The following is a 24,639-nucleotide window of genomic DNA, read 5'->3' on the forward strand; positions in this document are numbered from 1 at the left end:
CACGCCGAGCTCCACGTCGGCCTCGCGCCGAGCCCCGTACGCTCGGCGCGATCCCTGGAGGAAACGTGGCCAACCTGAGCCTTCTCGCCCAGTCGCACCTCGACGCCGCCCGCGCGTCTGACCACGGCCGCAGCGCCGAGCTCCTGCTGCACGACGGCCCGCTGCGACAGACCGTCATCGCACTCGCGGCCGGCACCGAGCTCGCCGAGCACAACTCGCCCAGCGCGGCCAGCCTGCAGGTCCTCGTGGGTCGCGTGAAAGTCACCGGCGTCGAGGTCGATGCGTTGGTCGCAGGCGAGATTGCGCTGCTCACGCACCTCCGGCACGCGGTGCTGGCGGAGGAGGACTCGGTCTTCCTGCTGACGACGGTGACCGGCGTGGAGCCAGCCACGGAGCCCACCAGGGCGCGGTAGGCGCGTGTTCCGCGCTGCGTTCAGTCCGAGGGGCCCGCAGCGACGTCGGCCAGGCGCTGCCGGTCGAGGACAGCGGTCCAGCGGCGTCCCGAGTCGATGACCTGGTCCTTGCGCAGCTGGCTCATCACCCGGGACACGGACTCGGGCGTCGAGCCGGTCATCCCGGCGAGGTCTGTGCGGGAGAGCGGGATCTGGAGCAGGGTGCCGCCGTCGTCGGCGCGTTCCTGGCCGAGCTTGTCGGCCAGTCGGAGCAGGGTCGCGGCGACGCGCTGGGCCACGGTGTCCGTGGAGTGGTGGCCCAGGTCGGAGCGGGCCTGGGCGAGGCGAGCCGCGACGTCGTCGAGGACGCGCAGGGCGACCGGCGGGTGCTCGGTGAGCACGGCCCGGAACGCGGCGGGGTCGATCCGCAGGGCGCAGGTGGTCGTGAGGGCCTCCGCCGACTCCGGGTAGGTCGGATCCCCGAGGGTGGTCAGGGTCCCGAAGAGATCGCCCGGGGTGAGGAGGTCGACGACGATCTCGCGCCCGCCGCCGGTCGGCCGGGAGACCTTCACCCGGCCGGAGGCCAGGACGTAGAGGTGGTCTGCGGGGGCGCCGGCGGTGAACACACGGCTCCCGGCCGCCCAGGCGAACGAGACCATCCGGGCGTCGATGGCCTCGAGCTGCGGGACCGAGAGGCCGGAGAACAGCGGGACGTGGCTCAGCACGCGCATCCGGACCGGTGCCGGGCACTGGTGGGGTTCGGCGCAGGGCGTCCGTAGCGGGATCCGCCGTCGATCCGATGGTGGCCTCGAACCGTCGTGCTGGTGGTGCGTGTGCGGGGTGCTCACATCGTCTCCTGGGCTCGGCGTGAGCGTATCTCTCCTGCCCAAGGCCCCGTCGCTGGTGACGCGGGCGTCGATTCCGTGCGGTGCTGCGGGTAACTGATCCGCGTCATGTTCGCGTGGCGGTGCGCCTCCTAACGTCGGCGTCAGTCGCCTCGGACGGGGCGGCCGAGGCTCCACCAGAAGAGGTCCGATCATGAGCTCCACCACCCCCTCCACTGCTGTGACCCGCACGATCCTGCGGGCCGAGGGCTTCTCGTGCCCGTCGTGCGTGGCGAAGATCGAGAAGCAGGTCGGACGGCTGGCCGGCGTCAGCGCCGTCACTGTGCAGTTCGCCTCGAGTCGCATCGAGATCGACCACGACCCGCAGGTCGTCGGGGTCGAGGCGCTGATCGCCGCGGTCGCCAAGGCCGGCTACGCCTCCACTGCCGCAGCGTTCTGATGACCGTCGCCCAGAAGTTGCGCGGTCGCTGGGGAGTTCCCGCAGTGAGCGGACTGCTCATCGCGGGATCCGCCGCGATCGCCACGGTGTTCGGGGCGGGGTTCGCGAGCAACGCCGTCATGGTCGCGGCAGCCGTCGCTGCCGGCTCACCGATCGCGGTCCACGCCGTCCGCGCACTGGCGGCGCGAGTGGTCGGCATCGACCTGCTCGTCACCGTCGCGTCCGTCGGGGCGGTGGTGATCGGCCAGTACTGGGAGGCCGCCGCGGTGACGTTCCTGTTCGCGGTCGGCCACGCCTTGGAGCAGGCGACCCTGAACCGGACCCGGTCGGCGTTGGCCGAGCTGGTCGCCGTCGCCCCGGACGTCGCCGTCGTGCTGCGGGAGGGCGGCCAGATCGAGGTGGCAGCCGCCGACGTCGCCATGGGGGAGACGGTCGTGGTCAAGAACGGCGCGAAGGTCCCGGTCGACGGCGAGGTCGTCGCCGGGGCCGGGGCTGTCGACCAGGCCTCCATCACGGGGGAGTCGATCCCGGTGGAGAAGGCCGTCGGGGACCAGGTCTTCGCCGGCACCGTCTCCCGTGGTGGTGTGCTGCAGGTGCGGGCGACCGGGGTCGGGGCCGACACGACGCTGGCCCGGATCATCCACCGCGTCGAGGAGGCGCAGGACGCCAAGGCCCGCACCCAGCGGTTCATGGACCGGTTCTCCCGTTGGTACACGCCCGGCATCGTCGTCCTCGCGGTCGCCGCGGGGGCGGTCACCGGCGATGTCGTCCTCGCGCTGACCCTGTTGGTGATCGGTTGCCCGGGGGCGATGGTCATCTCCATCCCGGTCTCGATCGTGGCCGGCATCGGCCGCGCGGCCAAGGACGGCATCTTGATCAAGGGCGGGGAGCACCTGGAGCGGGCGGCGAAGATCACGGCGGTCGCCGTCGACAAGACCGGCACGCTGACGCGTGGTCGCCCGCTCCTGACCGACGTCGTCGTGCTCGCCACGGGGGCGGACCGCGCCGCCGTCCTACGCTGGGCTGCGCTGGCCGAGGCCGGCTCCGAGCACCCCTTGGCACGCCCGGTGCTGGACGCCGCCCGCGCCGAAGGGCTGCCCGTCGGTCAGCTCCCGGAGGTCGCTGAGTCCATTCCTGGGAAGGGCATCACCGCGACGAGCGGGGGGCATCGCGTCCTCGTCGGCAACGTCGCCCTGCTGTCCCAGTTCGGCATCGCCGATGCCCTGGGGAGCGATCGGGTCGCTGACGAGCTCGCTGCTGCGGGGCGCACACCGATGATCGTGGCGGTCGATGGCGTCGTCCTCGGCGTGCTCGCCGTCGCCGACGAGGTGCGGCCCGACGCCGCGGAGATGGTCGCCGAGCTGCACCGTGCGGGCGTGCGCACCGTCGTCATGCTCACGGGGGACGCCCTCCCGGTCGCCCTCGCCGTGGGCGAGGCGACCGGCGTCGACGAGGTGCGGGCCGGGCTGCTGCCGCAGGACAAGCACGACGCCGTCCGGGAGCTGCAGCGCGAGGGGTACGTCGTGGCCATGGTGGGCGACGGCGTCAACGACGCCCCCGCGCTGGCCGTCGCGGACCTCGGGGTGGCGATGGGCGCGGCTGGATCGGCCGTCGCCCTCGAGACGGCCGACATCGCGCTGATGGCCGACGACCTGCGGAAGCTGCCCCAGGCCATCCGGCTGGCGCGCCGCACCGTCGCGACCATGCGGCAGAACATCGCCGTCGCGCTTGTCACGGTGGCGCTGCTCCTGCTCGGCGTGCTGCTCGGCGGGGTGACCATGTCCGTGGGGATGCTCGTGCACGAGGTGTCGGTGCTGGTCGTCATCCTCAACGCCATGCGACTGCTGCGCAGGCGGGCACGGTCCTCCGCGGCTCCCGGCACCGCGGCGGTCGGCCCGCACCACGGCGCCGAGCGCGTGGCGGAACCCGCTCTGCTCTGACACGACGACGCCGGCCCGCGCCCCACCAGCGGCTGGAGGCGCCAGGCCGTCGCGGAGGGGAAGCACGTCCTCGGCCGGGGCGGGAGAGGTGACGCGCGCACCGGCTGCGCCTCTCAGCGTCCCGGCACATGCTGGAGGCATGAAGAAGGACATCCACCCCGACTACCACCCGGTCGTCTTCCGCGACGTGTCAGGCGAGTTCGCCTTCCTCACGCGGTCCACGGCCACCCCGTCGAAGACCGTCGTCTGGGAGGACGGCAACACCTACCCGGTGGTCGACATCGAGATCTCGAGTGCGACGCACCCGTTCTATACAGGGCAGTCGCGTGTGGTCGACACCGCCGGGCGCGTGGAGAAGTTCCGGCAGCGCTACGGCGACCGGGGCAGCAAGGGTGCCGAGAAGAAGGCGGCCCCCGAGCCGCCGGCCCCCGAGGCGTCCGACTCCGGCGAGGCCTGAGAGCCGTTCCCCGCGGTCGCGCGGGCACCGCTGTGTCCGGACGCTCCCGGTTCGACGCCTCACCGACGCCTGGAGGTCGCCGGGTGTTGGGTTGGGGGTGGTGAGATCGACGCAGGACGGCGAACCCAGGACGGGGAACGATGAACCACCGCGTAGCCGAGCACCCTCGTCCGCACCATGTGCTCTGGCACCTGAGCGACACCCACCTGGTCGGTGACGGCCCGCTGTACGGCGCCGTCGACGCGACCGCGCGGCTGCGGCAGGTGCTGGCCGAGGCCGAGGCGTCGGGGGCGCGCCCGGACGCGATCGTCGTCACGGGTGACCTGGCGGACAAGGGCGAGCCCGACGCGTACGCGCTGCTGCGGGCCGTCATGGAACCCGTCGCCGAGCGGCTGGGTGCCCTCGTCGTGTGGGCCATGGGCAACCACGACGACCGTGCTAGTCTCCGCCGCGAGCTGCTGGGGGAGCCGGCCTCGGACGAACCTGTCGACCGGGTGGACGACGTGGACGGGCTGCGCATCGTCACCCTCGACACCAGCGTGCCGGGCCATCACCACGGCGAGGTGAGCGAGGCGCAGCTGCGCTGGCTCGCTGGGGTGCTGGCCGAGCCTGCCCCGCACGGCACCGTCCTCGCGCTGCACCATCCGCCGGTGCCGAGCGTGCTGGACCTCGCCGTGCTCGTCGAGCTGCGCGACCAGCACCGCCTGGCCGACGTGCTGCGCGGCACCGACGTGCGCACGGTGCTCGCGGGGCACCTGCACTACTCGACGACCGCGATGTTCGCGGGCATCCCCGTCTCGGTCGCCTCGGCCACCTGCTACACGCAGGACCTCAACGTCGCGGCGGGCGGTCTGCGGGGGCGCGACGGCGCGCAGGGCTTCAACCTGGTCCACGTGTACGACGACACGATCGTGCACTCGGTCGTCCCGCTCGGCGCGGGCCTGACGGTGGGGGAGCCCGTGACGCCCGCGGAGGCGACCCTGCGTCTGGCCGCCGCCGGTGTGGTGATCCCCGAGTCGCTCACCGAGCGGCCCCTGGCGGGAGCGGGTGACCGCCCCCGCGCAGGGGCGGCCGTCAGGCGAGGCTGACGCCCGGTCCGCTCTCCGTCGGCTTCTCCCACGGTGCGGGGATCGGGTAGTACTGCTCGAGGAACTCGGTCACGGCGCGCGTGCGCAGGTCCGCGTCGATCTCGGGGAAGCTGCCGTCGTTGAGGCAGAAGAAGTCCATCGCCCGCGAGGCCAGCAGCGACGTCATGTCCGCGAGGCCGGCCCGTGAGGTGGTGTCGACGTACTTCACGCGCGCGTTCTCCTGCGCGACGGCACGCCCCGAGAGCAGCGCGTAGTAGTGGTAGAGCGAGTTCGTCACCGAGATGTTCGAGCTCGCCCGGAAGGGGCTGGCCGCGGTGGCGGCGAACTCGTCCGGGAACTCGGCCTCGAGCTCGGCCATCACGCTGCGGCGCAGCGGGGTCGCGGCGTGCTCGAGGTGGCGGGTCGTGACGCGGCCGAACCGCTCGTTCAGCAGCCGCCGGTTGACGCGGGCGGCGTTCTCGAAGCCGCTGCGGACCTCGTTGTTCTCCCCGAGCCCGATGCGGGTGCTGGCCTCGATGAACTTGGTGATGCCGCCCGGGGAGAAGAACATCGCCGGGCTGACGGCACGGCCGAAGAACATGTCGTCGTTCGAGTACAGGAAGTGCTCGGCGAGCCCGGGGATGTGGTGCAGCTGGGACTCGACGGCCTGCGAGTTGTGCGTGGGCAGCACCGACGGGTCGGTGAAGAACTCCTCGCTGCGCACGAACGTCACCGACGGGTGGTCGGCGAGCCAGGCCGGCTTCGGGGAGTCGCTCGCCACGAAGATCCGCCGCACCCACGGGGCGAACATGTGCACCGAGCGCAGCGCGTACCGCAGCTCGTCGATCTGCCGGAACCGGGCCTCGGAGTCGTCGCCCTCGCCCACCACGTAGCTCTGCATGCGCGCGGCCCGGGCCTTCTGCCAGGCGCTGTCGGTGCCGTCGACCCAGGAGAACACCAGGTCGATGTCGAACGCGATGTCCGCCGCGTGCTCGGCGAACATGTTCTCGATCGTGGGCCAGCTGCGCCCGTACCGCTCGACCGTGCCGCGCACCGCCTCGTCGCGGTGGATCACGCGGCGGGTGAGCGAGTTCTCGACCGGCAGCACGATCTCGTCCTCGCTGAACGCCCACAGCTCGATCTGCACGCCGGTCGCCGCGCCGTACCGCAGCCCGCCGACCGGGCACACGCGGGGCCGGTAGAGCCGGAACGCGCGCGCCTTGGTCGTGGTGGACAGCGCGCCGTCGGCGACCAGCAGGGTCGGGGCCTTCGCGTCGAGCGACTTGACGTAGAACGGCTCGTCCGCACAGGCACGCGCGAGTGCGGCGCGCAGCGCCTTGCGCTCGGCCCGGTCTACTGCGATCACCGGGCGCTCGTCGTTGCCCCGCACCAGGAGGTAGCCCACGCCCGCATCGTCGAGCGCGGCCCGCACGAACAGCAGGTCCTCGACCATCGCGTCCTGCGGGGTCAGGCTCTCGTTGACCAGGCAGTAGCGGCCCTTGACCAGCAGCACGTCGGCGCGGTCGCGCAGGCGTGCCCGGGAGGCCGCGGTGGCGGGCAGCGCGGGCTCGAGATCGGTCTCGGGGGGTGCGAGGTAGACGTCGCGCGGGGCGGGGGAAGAGGAGATAGCAGGTCCGATGGTCGAAGGGGGGATGCGGGACACCGCGGCCTGAGCGAACGGCTCACCACGAGACGACCACTCCGGTGAGGCAGGCAGTGCGAGCGTACCCGGCGGTGGGCCCGGCGTCCCTGTGCGGTGGTCGGCGCTCACAGCGGGACGCGTCGGCCCAGGCCCTGCTCGACGGCGGCCGTCCAGGCGGCCCACGCCGCCTCGGCGTCCTGCACCCCGACCCCCATGCTGTGGAACACGAGGACCTGCGCGTCGTCGGTGCGGCCGGGGTGCGTGCCGACCAGCACGTCGCCGAGCGTGGTGGTGCGTGCCGGGTCGAGCACCCCGGCCTCGTCGGCCTCGACCACGCAGCCGCCGTGGGTCAGGGCCTTCGCGGCGTCGTCGAGCACCAGGAGGTCGGCCCGCGCGGTCACGTCGAGCGCGAGCTCGCGCCGGTCGGGCGCGTACGAGCCGAGGGTCAGCACCGTCGCCCCCGGGGCGATCCAGGCGGCGTGCACGATCGGCGTGCGGCTGAGCGTGCAGGTCGCCACGACGTCGGCCCCGCGCACCGCGTCCTGCGCTTCGCCCACCGCCCGCGCGGGGAGCCCGGCGGCGACCAGGTCGTCGGCCATCGCCTGGGCATGGGCGCGGGTGGGGCTCCAGACGCGGACGTCCGCGAGGGCGCGCAGCGAGGCCAGCGCCAGGGCGACCTCGCGTGCCTGCACCCCGGAGCCCAGCACGCCGACCACGCGGGCGTCGGGCACCGCGAGCACGTCCGCCGCCGCGGCGAGGCCGTGCGCGGTGCGCATCGTGGTGATCGTCGCGCCGTCGAGCACGGCCAGCGGCGTGCCGTCGTCCGGGTCGAGGATCGTCACGAGGCCCTGGACGGTCGGCAGGCCGCGCGCTGTGTTCCCGGGCACCTGCATGCCGAACTTGACCACGACCCCCGTTCGCCCGGGCACGGCGCCCGTCAGCGCGAACACGAGCTGGTCCGGTGCGGGGCCCGGGTGGTAGACGCTGCCGCCGAGTGCGTGGCCACCCGTGGCGAGGGAGGCGAACGCGGACTTCTGGGCGGCGACCGACGCGGCGAGCGGCAGCGCCGCCCGGATGTCGGCGGCGGACAGGACGAGCAGGGTGGCCACGGTCCTCACGACCTCTCGCTGGTCGACGTCACATCGGGTCGGGGTACGCACTGCCGTGAGGTGGAATCTCAGCGTCGGGGCACGGCGCCGCACAAGTCACGATTCGTGCGGTCGACCATGCAGCGTTCCTGAAAGGTTGTCGTGCGCGTGCCCCACGACGTCCTCGATCACCTCGACCACGGCCTGCACCGCGGGCCTCTCGACGCCCGCGCGCGTCCCCACGAGCACGACCTGGCGGTGCACCGGGACGGTGAGCGTGCTGGTGCGCAGCGTCCCGGGGGCGGCGAAGCGCAGCATCAAGGGCGTCGCCAGCGTGGCCCCCAGGCCGTGCGCGGCGAGGGCCAGGGACGTGGCGGTGTCGTTGACCTCGTGCACAGCGCGCGGCTCGAAGCCGGCGGTACGGCACGCGGTGCGCACCGCGACGCCGAAGTGGGTCGACGCGGGCGGGAGCACCCAGTCGAGGTCGGCCGCGTCCCCGAGGGTCAGGGTGGGCGGCAGGTCCCACCCGGGAGCCGACATCAGGGCCAGGTCCTCGCGCAGCAGGGTGCGGTGGGTCGCGCCGTCCTCACGCGGGATGGGGGCATCCGGGTAGTCGAGCCCGAGCCCGAGGTCGACGTCGCCGCGGCGCACGGCGACCGCCACGTCGTCGACCGCGAGCTCACGGCTGCGCAGCTGCACGAGCGGGTGGCGGGCGGCCAGCGCCGCGACGACGGGAGCCAGCAGCGAGGCCGCGACGGTCGCGAAGATGGCGAGCCGCACCGTGCCGACGGCCTCACGCGTGGTGGTGCGCACCGCGTCGCGTGCCTCGTCCTGCGCGGCGAGGAGCAGGGTCGCGCGCTCGGCGAGCACCTGCCCCGCGTCGGTCAGGCGCACGGTGCGGCCCACCCGGCGCAGCAACGGCACCCCGACGGTGGCCTCGAGCGTCGAGAGCTGCTGGGAGATCGCCCCGGTGCTGTAGCCGAGCGCCTGCGCCGCGGCCGACATGGTGCCGCGCTCGGCCAGCGCCTGCAGCGCCCGAAGGCCCGTCCAGGGAAGGTCCATGCACCAGATCTAAACGGTTCGCACGAGTATCTGTCGATAGACGTGAAAGATCCGGGTCCCGAGACTGAGGGGATCCGTGACCGTCCCCCCGGTGGAGGTGGCATGAGCCTGTCCGAGCACCACCGCGGCCCCGTCCCCCGCGCAGCCGAGGTCGTCGTGGTCGGCGGGGGAGTGATGGGGGCCGCCGTCGCGTTCCACCTGGCCGAGGCAGGTGTCGACGTGCTGCTCGTCGAGCGCGACGAGCTCGCCTCGGGCTCCTCGGGCAAGCCCCTCGGCGGTGTCCGCGCGCAGTTCTCCGACCCGCTCAACGTCGCGCTCGGCGCGCACAGCCTGCGGGCCTACCAGGACTTCGGGGTGCGGCCGGGCGCCGACATCGGGCTCGAGCAGGTCGGCTACCTGTTCCTGCTGCGCACCGACGCCGAGGTCGAGCTCTTCACGGCGAGCGTCGCGATGCAGAACGTGCTCGGCGTGCCCAGCCGGATCATCGGGCCCGACGAGGTGCAGCGGCTGTGCCCGTACGTCGACCCCACGCGCTACGTGGCAGCGGCGTACTCGCCCGAGGACGGCTTCGCGCGCCCCGCGGCGGTGGTCGAGGGCTACGTCACGGCGGCCGAGCGGCTCGGCGCGCAGGTGCGCACCGGGTGCGACGTGACCCGCATCGGCACCTCGGGAACGCGCATCACCGACGTGCAGACCACCCGCGGCGTCGTCCGGACGGGCACCGTGGTCTGCTGCGCCGGGGCGTGGTCCCGGGGGGTGGGTGCGCTCGTCGGCGTGGACCTGCCCGTGGAGCCGCTGCGTCGGCAGATCGCGTTCAGCCCCGCGCTCGAGCCCGCGCCGCCACGCATCCCGTTCACGATCGACTACGGCACCACGTTCTACTTCCACAACGCGGGCGACGGGCTCGCCGTGGGTATCGCCGAACCCGACCAGGACGTGGGGTTCGGCGTGGCCTACGACGACGAGCCGCTGCTCGCCGCGCTGCGCGACGCGGCCGCGACCTGCGCCCCCGCACTGCAGGGCGTCCCGCTCGACCACGGGTGGGCCGGGCTGTACGAGATGACCCCCGACCACAACGCGCTGATCGGCGAGGCCCGGGGCGTGAGCCGCTTCCTGTACGCCACGGGCTTCTCGGGGCACGGCTTCCTGCAGGCCCCCGCGGTGGGGGAGGTGGTCCGCGACCTGGTCCTGGAGCGCACCCCGTTCCTGGACGTCGCGGCGTTCCGGGCCGAGCGGTTCGCCCAGGCGGCGCTCCTGACCGAGGCGAACATCATCTGACCCGGCGCACCCGCCCCGGCCCCGACCCGCACCCGACCCCACCCGCACCCCACCCGCCCCGACCCGCACCCGACCCGCGAGGAGCGCCCATGAGGCTCGTCGAACCCTGGGAGCTGCGCGCCGCGTTCGCCCGCAGCCTCTCGGACATGTACGGCACCGAGGTGCCCGCGTACACGACCCTGCTCGACGTCGCGCACGAGGTGAACCGTGACGTCCTCGCCGCGCGCGGCGCCGACGCCGAGCGGCTCGGCAGCATCGACCGGGTCACGGCCGAGCGGCACGGCGCGATCCGGCTCGGCACCCCGCGCGAGATGGCCCAGGTCGCGAGCATCTTCGGCGCGATGGGCATGCACCCCGTGGGCTTCTACGACCTGCGCGAGGCCGCCACGAGCGCCGTGCCCGTCGTCTCGACAGCGTTCCGCCCGATCGCCGCCGACGAGCTCGCGCGCAACCCGTTCCGGGTGTTCACCTCGGTGCTCACGCCGGCCGACCGCCGCTTCTTCTCCCCGGACCTCGCGCGGCGGCTCGACGCGTTCCTGGCCGACCGCGAGGTCTTCGCCCCCGAGCTGCTCGAGCTGGCGGCCCGCGCCGAGGCCGACGGCGGCCTGGTCCGCGCCGACGCCGACCGGTTCCTCGCGCTCGCCACCGCCGCGTTCGAGCTCTCGCGCGAGCCCGTCGACCGCGCCTGGTACGACGAGCTCGAGCGGGTGTCGGCCGTCGCGGCGGACATCGGCGGGGTGCGCAGCACGCACGTCAACCACCTCACCCCGCGGGTGCTCGACATCGACGACCTGTACGCCCGCATGCAGGACCGCGGCATCACGATGATCGACGACATCCAGGGACCGCCGCGCTGGGAGGGGCCGGACGTGCTGCTGCGCCAGACGTCCTTCCGGGCGCTCGCCGAGCCGCGGGCGTTCCGAGGGCCCGACGGCGCCGTCACCACCGACACCCTGCGGGTGCGGTTCGGCGAGGTCGAGGCCCGCGGCATCGCCCTGACCCGCGCCGGGCGGGCGATCTACGACGCGGCGATCGCCGAGGTCCGCACCGCGACCGCCGGCCTCGGCGCCGCCCAGGGGCAGCACGTGGCCCGCGAGATCTGGCGCCGCGACTTCCCCGCGACCGAGCACGAGCTCGCCGAGCGCCGGCTCGGGTACTTCACGTACCGCGCGGTGGCCGGACGCGTCGTCGCCGACCCCATCGTGTACGAGGACTTCCTGCCGATGTCCGCCGCGGGCATCTTCCAGTCCAACCTGACCGCCGACGGGTCCAAGGACGTGACCCAGGAGGGCGTCGCGCTCGACGCCGACTGGATGGCCGGCGTCGTCGGGCGCACGCTGCACGACCCGTTCGACCTGTACGCCGCCCAGAGCGAGGCCTCGGCCGCGCAGGTCTGCGCGGACCTCGACCTCGACCCCGCGACCCTGAGCCCGATCGGAGCGAGACGATGACGACCTCGACCGGAACGACCCCCGACTCCCGCACGTCCCCCTCGCAGGACCCCGACCCGGCCGACCTGCGCTCCGCGGCCCTCGCGGCCCTCGCCCGCCTCGGGGCGCGCGTGCCTGCGGTCACCCCCGGCGCGGCGACGAGCTGGGCGCGGTCGCCGCTCACGGGGGAGGACCTGCTCGAGCTGCCCGTCGCGTCGCCCGCCGACGTCGAGACCGCCCTGGCCGCGGCCCGCGAGGCGTTCGTCGCCTGGCGGACCGTGCCCGCCCCCGTGCGCGGCCGGCTCGTGAAGCGTTGGGCCGAGCTGCTCGCCACGCACCAGGACGACCTCGCCACGCTCGTCACCCTCGAGGTCGGCAAGATCACCGCTGAGGCGCGCGGCGAGGTGCAGGAGATGATCGACGTGTGCGACCTCGCGGTCGGCCTCTCGCGCCAGCTCGAGGGGCGCACGATGCCCTCCGAACGGCCGGGTCACCGGCTGATGGAGACCTGGCACCCGCTGGGTGTCGTCGCGGCCATCAGCGCGTTCAACTTCCCCGTGGCCGTGTGGTCGTGGAACACGGCGATCGCGCTCGTGTGCGGGGACACCGTGGTGTGGAAGCCCTCCGAGCTGGCCCCGCTCAGCGCGCTCGGCGCCGCGGCGCTGCTGGACCGGGCCGCGGCCGAGGTCGGGGCGCCAGCCGGGGTGAGCAGCGTGGTGCTGGGCGGTCGCGAGGTGGGTGACCTGCTGGTGCGCGACCCGCGGGTGGTCCTCGTCGCCGCGACCGGGTCCGAGCGGATGGGGGCCGAGGTAGGCCCCGTCGTCGCGGCCCGCTTCGGGCGCACGCTGCTCGAGCTGGGCGGCAACAACGCGGCGGTCGTCGCACCGTCGGCCGACCTCGACCTCGCGGTGCGCGGCGTGGTGTTCGCCGCGGTGGGCACCGCAGGGCAGCGCTGCACGTCGATGCGCCGGCTCATCGTGCACGAGGACGTCGTCGAGGAGGTCCTGGCCCGGCTCGTGACCGCGTACTCCCACCTGCCCGTGGGCGACCCGCGCGAGCCCGGCACCCTCGTCGGGCCGCTCGTGAGCACAGCCGCGCGCGACGCCATGCTGGCCGCGCTCGCCGAGGCGGTGGCGGACGGCGGCACCGTGCTGGTGGGCGGTGAGCCGCACCCCGTCGAGGGGGCGCCCGGGGCCGCGTACGTCACGCCCGCGCTCGTGCGGATGCCCGCGCAGACGGCGGTCGTCCGCCGCGAGACCTTCGCCCCGATCCTGTACGTGCTGACCTACCGCGACCTCGACGAGGCCGTCGCGCTGCACAACGACGTGCCGCAGGGCCTGTCGTCGGCGATCTTCACGCGGGACCAGCGTGAGGCCGAGCGGTTCATGGCGGCCGACGGCTCCGACTGCGGGATCGTCAACGTCAACATCGGCACGTCGGGCGCCGAGATCGGTGGCGCCTTCGGCGGCGAGAAGAGCACGGGCGGGGGACGGCAGTCGGGGTCGGACGCGTGGCGCGCCTACATGCGCCGCGCGACCAACACCGTCAACTACTCGGACGAGCTGCCGCTCGCGCAGGGCGTCAGCTTCGGCTGAGCACGCACGGCGAGCGGTGGTCACTCGAGCGGCAGCAGTCCCCGCTCCGCGAAGACCTTCTTCGCGGCGAACGTCGCGTTCAGGGCTCGGGGGAAACCGCAGTAGACCGCGGAGTGCAGGAACGCCTCGATGATCTGCTCCGGGGTCAGCCCGACGTTCAGGGCAGCGTTGATGTGGACGTCGAGCTGCGGCTCGCAGCCGCCGAGCGCTGTCAGCATCCCGAGCGTCACCAGCTGCCGATCCCGCGGAGCGAGCGCGGGACGGGCGTAGATGTCGCCGAACCCCCAGGCGACGACCTGATGTCCGAGCTCCGGGGAGATGTCCTTGAGCGAGTCGATGACGTTCGTGCCGGCCGTGCCGTCGATCGCGTCGAGCACCTTCCGGCCGCGCTCGTAGCGTTCCTCGCGCGTCGTCGATTCACTCATGGGTGTGTGCTCCTTGGGTCGGGTCGTCGCTCGCGCGGAGGTCGGCGAGGTCGGCGAGGTCGTGGCGGTAGGTCGCGATCTTGGCGTCGAGCGTCTTCTCATGGCTGAGGAGCAGCGCGATCTGCTCGTGCAGTCCGGTGCGGTGCGCTTCCAGGAGCGCGAGGCGCGCCTCGGTCGTCGGCGTGCCCTCGGCCCGCAGCTCGGCGTACTTCCGCATCTGCGCGATCGGCATCCCGGTCTCGCGGAGACGCAACAGGAACCGCAGCCACTCGATGTCCGACGCCGAGTAGCGGCGCTGGTTCCCCGCGCTGCGGGCGACCGATCGGATCAGGCCCGCACGCTCGTAGTACCGAAGCGTGTGCGCCGACAGCCCGGTCGCAGCCGCCATCTGCGCGACCGTCAGGCCCGGTGTCTCGAACTCGTCTGTCACACCGAGCAGGCTAGAAGTTCGAGCGCGCTCGAAGTCAATCCCTCGGCGCCGACGTCCTCCCAGCGGCGCGGCCACAGACCAGCGGATCAGCGGTCAGGCGGGGCGCGGACGCACCAGGCTCGCGGCGAGCGCCGCCTGCGCGCGGGCGGTGTCCACGTCCTCGTCGTGGACGAGTGCGACGCCCATCCGGCGGTGCACCCGGCTGTCGGCCTTGCCGAACAGCCGCAGGTCGCTGTGCGGCACCCGCAGGGCCTCGTCGACGCCTTCGAACACGACCGCGGCCGCGTCGACCCCGCCGTGCACCACGGCGCTCGCCCCCGGGCTCAGCAGCGTGGTGTCCACGGGCAGCCCCAGGATGGCCCGCGCGTGCAGCTCGAACTCGCTCTGCCGCTGCGTGGTCATCGTGACCATGCCCGTGTCGTGCGGGCGCGGGCTGACCTCGCTGAACCAGACCTGGTCGCCGCGCACGAACAGCTCGACGCCGAACACGCCCAGCCCGCCCAGGTCGTCCGTCACGGCCCGCGCGATCTCCTGCGAGCGGCGGAGCGCGACGGGGGACATGGGCTGCGGCTGCCAGCTCTCGACGTAGTCGCCCGCGACCTGCCGGTGACCCACCGGCTCGCAGAAGTGCGTCCCCACGGTCCCGTCGGTCTCGACCGCGCGGACCGTGAGCAGCGTGATCTCGTAGTCGAAGTCGACGAAGCCCTCGACGATCACGCGACCGCCCTGGACGCGACCACCCTCCTGCGCGTGCTCCCAGGCCGGGGTCAGGTCGGCCGGGCCGTCGAGCCGGCTCTGGCCCTTGCCTGAGCTGCTCATCACCGGCTTGACGACGCACGGGTAGCCGATGCCGTCGACCGCCGCGCGCAGCTCGTCCAGCGAGTCGCAGAACCGGTACGGGCTGGTCGGCAGCCCCAGCGTCTCGGCCGCGAGGCGCCGGATGCCCTCGCGGTCCATCGTCAGCCGGGTCGCGCGCGCCGTCGGGACCACGCGCACCGCACCCTCGGCCTCGAGGTCCACCAGCACCGACGTCGCGATGGCCTCGATCTCGGGCACCACCACGTCCGGCCGCTCGGCTTCGACGAGGGCGCGCAGCGCCTGCGGGTCGGTCATGTCGATCGTGTGCGCGCGGTGCGCGACCTGGTGTCCCGGCGCCCCGGGGTACCGGTCCACGGCGATGGTCTCGACGCCCAGCCGCTGCAGCGCGATCAGCACCTCCTTGCCGAGCTCACCCGAGCCCAGGAGCATCACGCGGGTCGCGGAGGGCGTGCAGGGGGTGCCGAGCGGGGTCATGGCGGGTCCTTCGGGCGGCGGGCGGGTGCCCCGCATTCTGCCGCGCCGCCCGGCGCCGGTGCCACGCGGTGACCTTCTCGACGAGCCGGGACGTACCGGGACGCATACGATCAAAAGGGTCGGGTGTGAGAGCTCGGCGCACAGGTGGGCCGGCCCGTTCCGGACGCCGGCCCCCGTCTCGGTCAGGGGGGACCATCTCGTGAAGACACGCACACTCACCGCCTCCGTCGCCGCCGCAGCGTTGCTGCTCGGCATGACGGCATGCTCGAGCTCCGACGACTCCGCCGACGACGCATCCGGCTCCGCGTCGGACGGCGGGTCGTCGAGCGGGGCCACGCTCACCTACTGGGCCAGCAACCAGGGCACGAGCCTGGACAACGACAAAGAGGTCCTGACGCCCGTCCTGGCCGCGTTCACCGAGCAGACCGGCATCCCGGTCGACCTCGAGGTCATCGGGTGGAACGACCTGCAGACCCGCATCCAGACGGCGGTGACCTCGGGCCAGGGGCCCGACGTCGTCAACATCGGGAACACCTGGGCGGCCTCGCTGCAGGCCACCAACGCGTTCATGCCGTTCGGCTCGGAGGAGATGGACGCGATCGGCGGTGCCGACAAGTTCGTGGAGACGGCGCTCGCGACCGGTGGCGTCGAGGGGCAGGACCCGACGTCGGTGCCGCTCTACGGGCTGGCGTACGGGCTCTACTACAACAAGGCGATGTTCGAGCAGGCCGGTCTGCAGCCGCCCACGACGTGGGAGGAGATGGTGACCGCAGCACAGACGCTGACGGACCCGAGCACCGGGGTCTCGGGCATGGTGCTCGCCGCGGGCAGCTACACCGAGAACAGCCACTTCGCGTTCATCAACGCCACCCAGAACGGCGAGGAGCTGTTCGACAGCGACGGCGCCGCGACGTTCACCTCGGACGGGGTCGTGGACGGGATCTTGCGCTACGTCGACCTGATGCAGTCGGACAAGGTCGTGAACCCCTCGAACGCGCAGTACGACAACGGCGCACTGGCGGTCGCGGACTTCGCGAACGGCAAGGCCGCCATGATCCTCACGCAGAACAACGCCGGTGCGACGCTGAGCGCCAACGGCATGACGGACGACCAGTACGGGGTCGTCGCCTACCCCGCACCGGAGGGCGCCGAGTCCGACGTCGCGAGCCACGTCGCGGGCATCAACCTCTCGATCTTCGACAACACCGACGCCAAGGACGAGGCGCTGCAGTTCGTGAAGTACATGACCAGCCCCGAGGTGCAGAGCACGCTCGGTCGGCCGTTCTCCACGCTGCCCGTGCTGAACGACGCGGAGGCGACGTTCACCGACAACGCCGAGCAGGCGCAGACCTTCATCGACATCTACAACACCCGCTCCGCCCCGCTGCCGCTGGTCCCGTCCGAGGACCAGTTCGAGAGCACGGTGGGCAAGGCTATGAACCAGATGTTCGCGACGGTCGCCACGGGAGGCAGCGTGAGCGCCTCCGACGTGAAGGCCGCACTGCAGACCGCCCAGGACCAGGTCGCCGCCACAGCCGGCTGACGTCCGGAACTCGTCTGACATAGGAGGCGCACGGTGGCCACCACCTCGGTCTCGGAGCGGGACGACGCGGAGAAAGGTGTCCCGCCGCGTCCGGTCCGGCGACGTCGACGCCAGGGGTGGTGGCTGCCGTACGCCATCCTGGCGCCGGCGGTCCTGTTCGAGCTCGTGATCCACGTCGTGCCGATGATCACCGGCCTCTGGATGAGCTTTCGCGGGCTGACGAAGTTCTTCATCAGCGACTGGACGGCAGCCCCGTTCACCGGGCTGCGCAACTACCGGCTCGCGGTCGACGTGAACGGGGCCGTGGGGGAGGCCCTGTTCAAGTCGTTCCTGGTGACCTGCGGGTTCACCGTGCTCGTCGTCGCGTTCTCCTGGGCGTTCGGGATGGCGGCGGCGGTCGTGCTGCAACGCTCGTTCCGGGGGCGGTCCGGCTGGCGCACGCTGTTCCTGGTGCCCTACGCGCTCCCCGTGTACGCGGGGGTGCTGACGTGGAACTTCATGCTGCAGCGGGACACGGGGATGGTGAACCACCTGCTGGTCGAGGACCTGGGGCTGCTGACCGAGAAGCCGTTCTGGCTGATCGGGTCCAACGCGTTCGTCTCGGTGGTGGTCGTGGCGATCTGGCGCATGTGGCCGTTCGCCTTCCTCATGCTCATGGCCGGGCTGCAGTCGGTGCCGCAGGACGTCTACGAGGCGGCGGCCGTCGACGGCGCGCACGCGTTCCGCACGTGGCGCTCGATCACGGTGCCGATGCTGCGGCCTGTGAACACGGTGCTCGTGCTCGTGATGTTCCTGTGGGTGTTCAACGACTTCAACACCCCGTACGTGCTGTTCGGGACCGCGCAGCCGACCTCGGGCGACCTCATCTCGTTCCACATCTACAACGCCACGTTCCTCACCTGGAACTTCGGCCTCGGCGCAGCCATGTCGGTGCTGCTGCTGCTCTTCCTGCTGCTCGTGGCGGGCATCTACCTGCTCGTCCTGAACCGGAGGTCCCGCCGTGCATGACACCACCGCGTTCAAGGTGTTCCGGGTCGTGGTCGTGGTGGTGCTGGCGACGTTCACGATCCTGCCGCTGTGGGTCATGGTGGGGTCGTCGGTCAAGCCGTTGGCCGACGTGCGGGGCACGTTCACGTGGTGGCCCACCGAGTTCACGCTCCAGCCGTTCGTGGACATGTGGAGCACCATCCCGCTGGCCCGCTACTTCATGAACAGCGTGATCGTCTCGACCGCGGCGACTCTCGCCAGCGTCGCGATCGCGATCTTCGCGGCGTACGCCGTCTCCCGGTACCGGTTCCGCGGGCGGACGGCGTTCACGACCACGGTGCTCTCGACGCAGATGTTCCCGGGGGTGCTGTTCCTGCTGCCGCTGTTCGTCATCTTCGTCAACATCTCGCAGACGTTCGGCGTGCAGCTCATCGGCAGCCGGATCGGCCTGATCATCACCTACCTGACGTTCTCGCTGCCGTTCGCGATCTGGATGCTCGCCGGGTACTTCGACGGCATCCCGCGCGAGCTCGACGAGGCCGCGCGGGTCGACGGGTGCTCACCGCTCGGCGCGCTGTTCCGCGTCGTGCTGCCTGCCGCGCGGCCCGGGGTCATCGCGGTGGCGATCTACGCGTTCATGACCGCGTGGGGCGAGGTGCTGTTCGCGTCCGTGCTCACGTCGCAGAGCAACCGCACCCTGTCGATCGGGCTGCGCGAGTACTCGACCCAGATCAACGTCTACTGGAACCAGGTCATGGCCGCCTCGCTCGTCGTGAGCGTGCCCGTCGTGATCGGGTTCCTGCTGCTCCAGCGCCAGTTCGTCGCGGGCCTGACCAGCGGATCGGTCAAGTAGCCGCAACACTGTTGTGCTACAAAGCCGGGTGACCGAACGCTCTGGCGCCCCCGCGGCTGCCGCACGCCCCCGCACCACGACGACCGCCGGCCCCGCCGCGGGCCGACCCCCGCGTCCCACCGCGGGTGTCGTGCACCTGCTGGCCCTGGTGCTCGTGAGCCTCAACCTGCGCGGTGCGATCGCCGCGGTCTCGCCGGTGCTCGACGACATCCGGGCCGACCTCGGGCTGGGTGCCGGGACCGCCGCGCTGCTCACCACGCTGCCCGTGCTGTGCTTCGCGCTCGGCTCGCTCCTTGTGCCTGGCATAGCGCGCCGGTGGGGCGTCGACCGGGCCGTGATCACCGCGCTGCTGGTCATCGCCGCGGGCATCGCGCTGCGGCCGTGGGGTGGTGCGGTGCCGCTGCTCGTGGGCACCGTCGTGATCGGGGCCGGCATCACGATCGGCAACGTCCTGATCCCCGTGCTGGTCAAGCGGGACTTCTCGCGCCGGCTCAACACCGTGACGGCGGTGAGCACCGCCTCGCTCACCACGGGGGCCGCGATCACAGCCGTGCTCATGACCCCGCTCGCGCACGTCCTGGGTTGGCGTGCCGCGACAGCCGTGTGGGCGGTCATGGCCGCCGGCGGGGCGGCGCTGTGGTGGCGCTCGTCGCAGGGCCGGGGCGAGGTGGAGCTGCCGCGCACGCGAGGGCGCTCGCCCGTGTGGCGCGCCGGCGGGGCCTGGGCGCTCGCGGTCTACTTCGGGACGCAGTCCGGCTCGTACTACGCGGTCACCGCGTGGCTGCCCGGGATGCTGCGCGACATGAGCGGCCTGAGCGCCGACGCTGCCGCGCTCGCGATGTCCACGTTCCAGGTGCTCGGGATCGTGGGCGCGCTGGCCACGCCCGTGCTCGTCGCACGCACCCGGTCGCCCCGCGTGCCGGCGGTGATGTTCGGGCTCCTCTGGGCCGCGACGTTCGTCGGGCTCCTGCTGGCTCCCGGACTGTGGGCCGTGTGGATCCTGCTCGGGGGAGCCGTGCAGGGCGGTGGGATCTCCGTCGCGTTCATCCTCATCGCCCGTCGCGCGGTCGACGCGGACGTCGCGCGCTCGCTGTCGGCGATGGTGCAGGCCGTCGGATACAGCCTGGGCGCCGGGCTGCCCGTGCTCGTGGGGGTGCTCTCGGGGGCCGGGTGGACGATCCCGCTGGGCGTGATGGCGCTCGTGGCGCTGGTCATGGCCGGCAGCGGGTTCGCCGCCGGCAGCTCGGGGACGATCGGCCACGCCGCGCCCCGAGCGGCTGAGGTGCCGGTCGCGGTCTGACGGCGTTCGCGGCTCGCGCGGCGGTCCGCGCGCGGCTGCGGGTCAGTGCGCCCGGTCGCGGTCCTTGCTCGGCTGCACGCGCTTGGGCTCGCCCGGCATCTTCGGGTACTCGGGCGGGTAGGGCAGGTCCTCGTGCCCGTGGTCGCGCTCGTCCCGGTCGGCCATGTCCAGCAACGGCTGGATCGAGTACCCGGGGCCGTCGACGGCACTCAGCGGTGCGAACAGGTCGCCGACGTCGGCGAAGCGCCCCGGCATGGTCGTCACGTCGAAGTCGTCGGGGGCCACGACCGTGAGCTCGTCCCAGGCGAGCGGTGCGGAGACCGTGGCCCGGGGGTTGGCGCGCACCGAGTACGCCGAGGCGATGGTGCGGTCCCGGGCCATCTGGTTGTAGTCGATGAAGATCCGCCGCCCGCGCTCCTCCTTCCACCAGTGCACGGTCACCAGGTCCGGCAGGCGGCGCTCGACCTCGCGGCCCAGCGCGATCGTCGCGCGCCGGGCCTGGGTGAACGTCCACCGCGGCGCGATCGGCACGAACACGTGCAGCCCGCGTCCGCCCGAGGTCTTGGGCCAGCCCTCCATGCCGCACTCGTGCAGCACCTCGCGCACCACGGGGGCGACCCGCACAGCGTCGGAGAAGTCCGTGCCCGGCTGCGGGTCCAGGTCGATGCGCAGCTGGTCGGGTGCCTCGACGTCGTCGCGGCGCACCGGCCACGGGTGGAACGTCAGCGTGCCGAGGTTCGCGGCCCACGCCACGACCGCCAGCTCGGTGGGGCACACCTCGTCGGCCGTGCGCCCGCTCGGGAACGCGATCCGCGCCGTCTCGACGTACGGGGGAGCGCCCTGTGGGATGCGCTTCTGGTAGAACGCGTCGCCCGACGAGTCGGTCCGCGTCGCGAGCCGCGCACCCTCGAACACCCCTTTGGGCCAGCGCTCGAGCGTCGTCGGCCGGTCGAGGAGCGCCGCGAGGATGCCGTCACCCACCGACAGGAAGTACTCGACCACGTCGAGCTTGGTGATCCCGCGCGCGGGGAAGACGACACGGTCGGGACTGCTCACGCGGACGGTGCGACCTCGCACGTCGAGCTCGACCGCCGGCGTCTTCGTGGGCGCCATGGGAGCCAACCTAGACGCGCGCGGCGAGCCCGTCGCGGCGACGCCCGCCCGGCCGCCGTGCGTTCACTGCTTCTCGACGCGGCCCGTCCCGTCGACCGTGCTCGTGACCTGCGGGTCACCGGTGTAGCGGACCGACCCGGTGCCCGAGACGTGCGCGTCGAGGGTGCCGGTCGCGTTGACGTCCGCGCTGCCCGTGCCGGAGATCTCCACGGTGGTGTCCTCGGTCACCAGACCGGGGGCGTCGTAGGACCCGGTGCCCTCGACCGAGACGTCCTGACGGGCCGCCGTGCCCTCGAGGCGCACGTCGCCCGTGCCCGCGATCCGCACGTCGAGGCTGTCGACCTCGATCGGTTCGAGCCGCACCGAACCGCTGCCCTCGGCCCGGATCGTCAGCCCGGCCTGCGCCGCGATCTGCCCTTCGATGCTCCCCGACCCGCTGAGCGTGAGCTGGTCGACGTCCGGCAGCACGAGGTCGTACTGCACGTCCCCGAGGTCCCCGAGGGCCGACGAGACCCCCAGCGTGAGCTCGCCGTCTTCCGTCACCGCCGTGAGGTCGTCGATGACGTTCTCTCCCGCCGTGACGGTGAGAGAGGCGGTGGGACCGACGCCGATCACGAGCCGGCCCGGGGTCTTCAGGTGCACCCGCGTCGGGTCGTCGATCTCGCGCTGCTCGCTCGTGCTCGGCCCGGGGTCCAGCACCACGCGTGAGCAGCCGCCGGTGGCCACCACCAGGCAGGCGACGGCCACGCCCGCCAGCGCGACGATCCTTCGACGGTTCATGACCTCGTCCTCTCGATCCCCGCAGGCGGCCGCGAGCGGCAGACCGTCCTCGTGTGTTCGCCCTGGCCGCGGCGTCTGTTGTCCGCGCTGGGTGGGTGGCGTCGATCCTCCCACCAGGACGCCGCAGGTCGCATGGTCGATCCCGACGGCCACGGCCTCGTCGGGACAGAACGGCGACGGGCGCCGCACGGGGGCCGGAGCCTCCCGCGCGACGCCCGTCGTCGTCCCGACCGTGTGTGCGGTCGACCGGGGGTCAGGCGAACCGGCGCCGCGCGAACGCGGCCAGTGCCCCACCCAGACCGAACAGCGCGATCGCCGCGGTGCCGCGCCCGAGCGAGCTCGCCCCTGCACCGTCCGCCCCCGCGATGTCGATCGAGTACGCCGTGACGGACTCCGCACCCTTGGGGCCGCCGTAGGCCATCGACTCGTCGGCCGCCCGCGCCGCACCCGCCTCGATCACGGCGTACTTCACGCCGTAGTCGGCGGCCGTGGCCGCGCCGGTCTCGACCAGCACCGAGGTGCCCTGCTCGGAGAGCTGCTCGGCGCCGTCGACGAGGGCCGGTGCGCCGCCCGCCGCCGTGCCGAGACCCTCGGCCAGGGTCTGCGAGCCGTCCGCCGCGGTGCGCAGACCCGCGGAGAGCTGGTTCGCGCCGACCGAGAGCTGCCCGGTGCCGGCTGCCAGCTTCGAGGACCCGGCAGCGAGCTGGCTCGTCCCACCGGCGAGCTGCGACGAGCCGGACTTGAGAGCCGTGGCGCCGGCGGACAGCTGCCCGAGTCCGCCGACGAGCGTCTTCCCGCCCGCGGACAGCTGCCCGACGCCCGCGCTCAACGACCCGACACCGCCGCGCAGCGTCCCGTCGGCCTTGGTCTGGCCTGCGACTCCGACACCTGCTCGCACCTTGGCGACCACGCCCGCCGTGAGCGCATCGACGCCGCCCGCGGCGAGGTCGAGTCCTTCCTTCAGCCCGGGCGCCTTCGGGTCGCAGGCGCCGCTGGCGGCGTTGGACAGGCCGCACCGGGCGCCCTGCACCTTGGCGACGATCGAGCTCGTCAGGCCGGTGAGGCCCTTGAACGCCGAGGCCAAGGAGACGGGTGTCGTGGGCGCTGCGGCGTACGTCGCCGGGTCGTACAGGGTTGCTAGGCCTTGGAACTGGGCCTGCTGGGTGGGGTCCGTGGTCTGCGCGGCGAGCCCCTGGAACAGCTGGTGGAGCGCCCCCATCTGCGTGGCGTCGGTCGCCACGCTCACGGTCGCGGTGGTCGAGGAGAGGACTCCGAAGACCGTCGCGAGACTCGACTGGACGGCCTGCAGGGCGGTCAGCCCGTCGAGCAGGGACGTCACCCCGTTCTTCAGCGTCGTGATGCCGTCCTGGATCGGCTTGGCCTGGGCGGGGACGCCACCGATGTCGTCGTACATCTTCGCGAGCCCCTGGTCCATGGTCGTGAGCCCGTCGCTGACCGCCGTGAGGCCGCCCAGGAGCTCGGGCACCTTGGCACCGGCCGAGGACAGGCCGGTGTCGAGCGCGGCGGCGCCGGTCGCGAGCTGCTGCGCGCCGGCATCGGCCGAGCGGGCCCCGGTCGCGAGCGCGGCAGCGCCGTCGTCGGCCGTCGCGGCGCCCGCGGCGAGCTTGGCGGCTCCCGGGGCGGCGGTGTCGTTGAGGCCGGCCGAGAGCTTGTCGGCGCCCGCCTGGAGCTGGAGCAGCCCGTCGAGGAGCGTCGCGGCGCCGTCGCGCAGCTTGAGCAGGTTCGCGTCGATCTCGGTGGCGCCTGCGGTGAGGGCGACACCGCTCGCGGCGCCGCCGGCGTAGCTGGCCGACCCGCCCTTGAAGGACGGGCTGGTGAGCGGCGAGACGGGCAGCACCGAGACGTTCGCGGGCGGGATCTCGCCGCGCGTGATCTGGGCGGTGTAGCCGAACTCGGCCGTCGGGGAGCCGATGGGCGGGAACAGCGTCATGGTGTAGCTCATCTTGGTGCCGCCGCGGCCGTCGCCGGCCATGTTGGCCTCGTCGGACGTGACGGCGGTGAAGGTGGACGGCAGCGTGGTGGTGAGCTGGCCGACCACGGGGACGACGGTCTCGGCGGTCGCGGTGACCTGCTTGCCGGTGCCGTCGTCGTACGTGACCTCGTCCTGCCGGGTGGTCAGGTTGGTCACCGTGTAGCGGACCTCGAGCGTGCCGGACCTGCCGACGACCGCGCCCGGGCTGACCTTCTCGCCGTCGAGGAGATACTCGACGGCGACGCGGACGGGCAGCTCGCCGGTGAAGTCGCTCACTGTGCGCAGCCGCTTCTCGCCGTCGACGGTGACGGTGGTCTGCATCGCGCCGTCCTCGAGCGTGAAACCGCCGAAGCCATCGAGGTTGCGCAGCCCCTTGGTCGAGACGGGGTTGCTCACGGTCGTGGTGCCGTGGCCGGTGAACGCGAGCTGTTCGTAGACGCGCGCGACCTGGAGCCTGCCGTTGGCGTCGAGCCGGGCCTGGACGGTCTCGGTGTTGGTCACCACGACGTCCGCGTCTGACGCGGCGCGCACGGCACCGGCCGCGGTGGCGGGTGCGGCGGCGACGAGCAGCGCGAGCGGGAGCCCGAGCGTCGCGACGCCGGCCCGGCGCAGGGTGGTGCGGCGCAGCGAGGTACGGCGCAGGGCGGTGCGGCGCAGCGTGGCGCGGTGCGGGTGGGGTGCGGTCAT

22 protein-coding genes are annotated in these 24,639 nt (G+C 73.0%); 12 read left to right on the forward strand and 10 right to left on the reverse strand.

Annotated features, from left to right (window positions below):
* Positions 1-65 precede the first annotated feature (65 nt).
* A complete protein-coding gene (locus ACGIF2_RS13975) occupies positions 66-413 on the forward strand; it encodes a cupin (protein ID WP_396047621.1) in 348 nt (115 codons plus the stop codon).
* A gap of 20 nt (positions 414-433) precedes the next feature.
* Here ACGIF2_RS13975 and ACGIF2_RS13980 read toward each other — a convergent pair whose 3' ends face one another.
* Complete coding sequence (locus ACGIF2_RS13980) at positions 434-1,123, reverse strand: Crp/Fnr family transcriptional regulator (RefSeq protein WP_396047623.1); 690 nt, start codon at positions 1,121-1,123, stop codon at positions 434-436.
* 307 nt (positions 1,124-1,430) lie between these two features.
* Between ACGIF2_RS13980 and ACGIF2_RS13985 the strand changes: the two genes are divergently transcribed.
* The 4 genes from ACGIF2_RS13985 to ACGIF2_RS14000 all read left to right on the forward strand — a co-directional run bounded on the left by ACGIF2_RS13985 (position 1,431) and on the right by ACGIF2_RS14000 (position 5,161).
* On the forward strand, positions 1,431-1,676 hold the full coding sequence (locus tag ACGIF2_RS13985; RefSeq protein WP_396047625.1) for a heavy-metal-associated domain-containing protein: 246 nt from the start codon (positions 1,431-1,433) through the stop codon (positions 1,674-1,676).
* Positions 1,676-3,616 carry a heavy metal translocating P-type ATPase gene (locus ACGIF2_RS13990; RefSeq protein ID WP_396047628.1) on the forward strand — a complete coding sequence of 647 codons (1,941 nt, stop codon included), beginning with the start codon at positions 1,676-1,678 and terminating at the stop codon, positions 3,614-3,616. The genes ACGIF2_RS13985 and ACGIF2_RS13990 overlap by 1 nt, the downstream gene beginning before the upstream one ends.
* A 139-nt stretch (positions 3,617-3,755) precedes the next feature.
* Positions 3,756-4,073 carry a type B 50S ribosomal protein L31 gene (locus ACGIF2_RS13995; protein ID WP_396047630.1) on the forward strand — a complete coding sequence of 106 codons (318 nt, stop codon included), beginning with the start codon at positions 3,756-3,758 and terminating at the stop codon, positions 4,071-4,073.
* Between the two features lie 140 nt (positions 4,074-4,213).
* Positions 4,214-5,161, forward strand: coding sequence for a phosphodiesterase (locus ACGIF2_RS14000; protein WP_396047632.1), 948 nt, complete (start codon positions 4,214-4,216; stop codon positions 5,159-5,161).
* On the opposite strand, the gene ACGIF2_RS14005 is transcribed toward ACGIF2_RS14000, so the two are convergent.
* The 3 genes from ACGIF2_RS14005 to ACGIF2_RS14015 form a co-directional block, all read right to left on the reverse strand.
* Entirely contained in the window at positions 5,148-6,803 is a 1,656-nt protein-coding gene (locus ACGIF2_RS14005; protein WP_396047634.1) for a stealth family protein, read from the reverse strand. The genes ACGIF2_RS14000 and ACGIF2_RS14005 overlap by 14 nt on opposite strands.
* A gap of 104 nt (positions 6,804-6,907) precedes the next feature.
* Positions 6,908-7,900, reverse strand: a complete 993-nt coding sequence (locus ACGIF2_RS14010; RefSeq protein ID WP_396047636.1) for an ornithine cyclodeaminase family protein — start codon at positions 7,898-7,900, stop codon at positions 6,908-6,910.
* An 87-nt stretch (positions 7,901-7,987) separates the two neighbouring features.
* Entirely contained in the window at positions 7,988-8,932 is a 945-nt protein-coding gene (locus ACGIF2_RS14015; RefSeq protein WP_396047638.1) for a LysR family transcriptional regulator, read from the reverse strand.
* Positions 8,933-9,034: 102 nt separating this feature from the next.
* On the opposite strand from ACGIF2_RS14015, the gene ACGIF2_RS14020 reads away from it, so the two are divergent.
* The 3 genes from ACGIF2_RS14020 (at position 9,035) to ACGIF2_RS14030 (ending at position 13,235) form a co-directional block, all read left to right on the forward strand.
* A complete protein-coding gene (locus tag ACGIF2_RS14020) occupies positions 9,035-10,210 on the forward strand; it encodes an NAD(P)/FAD-dependent oxidoreductase (protein ID WP_396047640.1) in 1,176 nt (391 codons plus the stop codon).
* 89 nt (positions 10,211-10,299) lie between these two features.
* On the forward strand, positions 10,300-11,661 hold the full coding sequence (locus ACGIF2_RS14025) for a 2-oxoadipate dioxygenase/decarboxylase family protein (RefSeq protein ID WP_396047642.1): 1,362 nt from the start codon (positions 10,300-10,302) through the stop codon (positions 11,659-11,661).
* On the forward strand, positions 11,658-13,235 hold the full coding sequence (locus ACGIF2_RS14030) for an aldehyde dehydrogenase family protein (RefSeq protein WP_396047644.1): 1,578 nt from the start codon (positions 11,658-11,660) through the stop codon (positions 13,233-13,235). The genes ACGIF2_RS14025 and ACGIF2_RS14030 overlap by 4 nt, the downstream gene beginning before the upstream one ends.
* A 20-nt stretch (positions 13,236-13,255) precedes the next feature.
* Here ACGIF2_RS14030 and ACGIF2_RS14035 read toward each other — a convergent pair whose 3' ends face one another.
* The 3 genes from ACGIF2_RS14035 to purT form a co-directional block, all read right to left on the reverse strand.
* A complete protein-coding gene (locus ACGIF2_RS14035) occupies positions 13,256-13,660 on the reverse strand; it encodes a carboxymuconolactone decarboxylase family protein (protein ID WP_396047646.1) in 405 nt (134 codons plus the stop codon).
* Complete coding sequence (locus tag ACGIF2_RS14040) at positions 13,653-14,090, reverse strand: MerR family transcriptional regulator (RefSeq protein ID WP_396047648.1); 438 nt, start codon at positions 14,088-14,090, stop codon at positions 13,653-13,655. The genes ACGIF2_RS14035 and ACGIF2_RS14040 overlap by 8 nt, the downstream gene beginning before the upstream one ends.
* Positions 14,091-14,183: 93 nt before the next feature.
* The gene (gene purT / locus ACGIF2_RS14045; protein WP_396047650.1) at positions 14,184-15,383 is read right to left on the reverse strand and encodes a formate-dependent phosphoribosylglycinamide formyltransferase; all 1,200 of its coding nucleotides are present in this window, start codon (positions 15,381-15,383) and stop codon (positions 14,184-14,186) included.
* A 199-nt stretch (positions 15,384-15,582) separates the two neighbouring features.
* Between purT and ACGIF2_RS14050 the strand changes: the two genes are divergently transcribed.
* The 4 genes from ACGIF2_RS14050 to ACGIF2_RS14065 are packed head-to-tail and all read left to right on the forward strand — an operon-like array spanning position 15,583 to position 20,066.
* Entirely contained in the window at positions 15,583-16,926 is a 1,344-nt protein-coding gene (locus ACGIF2_RS14050) for an ABC transporter substrate-binding protein (protein WP_396047652.1), read from the forward strand.
* A 33-nt stretch (positions 16,927-16,959) separates the two neighbouring features.
* Positions 16,960-17,934, forward strand: a complete 975-nt coding sequence (locus ACGIF2_RS14055) for a carbohydrate ABC transporter permease (RefSeq protein WP_396047654.1) — start codon at positions 16,960-16,962, stop codon at positions 17,932-17,934.
* A complete protein-coding gene (locus tag ACGIF2_RS14060; RefSeq protein WP_396047656.1) occupies positions 17,927-18,766 on the forward strand; it encodes a carbohydrate ABC transporter permease in 840 nt (279 codons plus the stop codon). Before ACGIF2_RS14055 ends, ACGIF2_RS14060 begins: the two co-directional genes overlap by 8 nt.
* A 28-nt stretch (positions 18,767-18,794) precedes the next feature.
* Complete coding sequence (locus ACGIF2_RS14065; RefSeq protein ID WP_396047658.1) at positions 18,795-20,066, forward strand: MFS transporter; 1,272 nt, start codon at positions 18,795-18,797, stop codon at positions 20,064-20,066.
* 42 nt (positions 20,067-20,108) lie between these two features.
* Here ACGIF2_RS14065 and ligD read toward each other — a convergent pair whose 3' ends face one another.
* The 3 genes from ligD to ACGIF2_RS14080 form a co-directional block, all read right to left on the reverse strand.
* The gene (gene ligD / locus ACGIF2_RS14070) at positions 20,109-21,179 is read right to left on the reverse strand and encodes a non-homologous end-joining DNA ligase (protein WP_396047660.1); all 1,071 of its coding nucleotides are present in this window, start codon (positions 21,177-21,179) and stop codon (positions 20,109-20,111) included.
* Positions 21,180-21,242: 63 nt separating this feature from the next.
* A complete protein-coding gene (locus ACGIF2_RS14075) occupies positions 21,243-21,959 on the reverse strand; it encodes a head GIN domain-containing protein (RefSeq protein WP_396047662.1) in 717 nt (238 codons plus the stop codon).
* Between the two features lie 253 nt (positions 21,960-22,212).
* A complete protein-coding gene (locus ACGIF2_RS14080) occupies positions 22,213-24,639 on the reverse strand; it encodes a hypothetical protein (RefSeq protein ID WP_396047664.1) in 2,427 nt (808 codons plus the stop codon).

It is taken from the genome of Cellulomonas sp. P22, assembly GCF_044392165.1.